Raw genomic sequence first — 1,380 nt, forward strand, 5'->3', positions numbered from 1 at the left:
AAAATTAAGTATAGCCTGGAATTTAAACTGGCTATCATCGGTAAGGTCTTAAGTAGAGAGAAACCTTTGGATTCAATTTCAAGGGAAAATGGTATCGAACGGCGTATGGTCTATCAGTGGGTACAGTTCTATAAACGTTTTGGCGAGGCCGGACTAATACCCCAGTCGACAGTCTATTCATTGGAAAACAAACTTGAGGTTATCCGTTATTTTATTTCCAATAAGGTATCTTTGAGGGAGGCATGCCTTCAATTTAACATCAGATGTAATAGTGTCCTGTCGAATTGGTTAAGGATATACGAATCTTCTGGAGCCGAGGGGCTGTCTGAAACAACAAGGGGAAAACATCGTCTGATGAAGCCAAAGATTCCGAAAAAAGCACCTTCCATCCTGACAGATCATGAACAGGTCCTGGAAGAAAACAATCGTTTACGTGCGGAGGTCGCGTTTTTAAAAAAGTTACGGGCCTTAATCCAGAAAGAAGAATCAAAGAAAAACAAAAAGCGCTGATCATTCACGGATTAAGGAATATGTTTGACCTGTCAGTGCTTTTAGAGGTGGCCGATATGGCGCGGAGCTCATTTTATTACTATATGAAATGCAATGGCACGGCTGACAAGTACGGAGTGGTTAGGGGCCGCCTCACTGCGCTCTACAAGCAGCATAAAGGCAGATATGGCTATAGGCGGATGCTGCTACAGCTAAAAAAGGAAGGGCACACCATCAACCATAAGACAGTATTGAGGCTTACTGGAGAAATGGGACTGAAAAGTACCGTCAGGCTTAAGAGATACAAGTCGTATAAAGCAGAAGAGGGCAAAACAGTCCCCAATATACTCAACAGGGAGTTTAATGTTGACAGGCCATTTGAAAAATGGGCGACCGATGTCACAGAATTCAATGTAACCGGTAAGAAGCTGTATCTCTCTACCATAATTGATCTGTTCAATGGAGAGATTATAAGTTATTCGCAATCCCTAAGGCCGGACTTCGGGCAGGTTACTGATATGCTGGACCAGGCATTGAAAAAAAAGCCAGGTAATGCCAAACCCATACTGCATTCCGACCAGGGATGGCAATATAAGATGAAGGGTTACCAGGATGTCCTGCTCAAGAATGGAATTCTACAGAGCATGTCGAGAAAGGGCAATTGCTTGGATAATGCTGTAATGGAGAACTTTTTTGGTACGCTAAAGTCTGAAATGTTCTACCGTAAAAAATACCTATCAGTGGAGGAGCTGAAGGGTGATGTTGATGAGTATATTAGTTATTATAACAATAAAAGGATAAGATTGAACTTAAATGGAATGAGTCCAGTTGAATACCGGACACAAGTCTTAAATAATTAATAAGTTTGTCCAACTTTTAGGGGGCAGTCCA

At 41.8% G+C, this 1,380-nt stretch carries 2 protein-coding genes; both read left to right on the top strand.

Features of this window, described 5'->3' with window-relative positions; genetic code table 11:
- A partial coding sequence (locus tag IM793_RS24665; RefSeq protein ID WP_193426167.1) for a helix-turn-helix domain-containing protein occupies positions 1 to 510 on the top strand: 510 nt, incomplete at its 5' end.
- Positions 510 to 1,349 (top strand): IS3 family transposase, encoded by an 840-nt coding sequence (locus IM793_RS24670; protein ID WP_370629853.1) that lies wholly within the window; start codon positions 510 to 512, stop codon positions 1,347 to 1,349. The genes IM793_RS24665 and IM793_RS24670, both read left to right, overlap by 1 nt.
- Positions 1,350 to 1,380: the final 31 nt, after the last annotated feature.

This window comes from Pedobacter sp. MR2016-19 (assembly GCF_014947265.1).
In the GTDB taxonomy this organism is placed as follows: Bacteria; Bacteroidota; Bacteroidia; order Sphingobacteriales; family Sphingobacteriaceae; genus Pedobacter.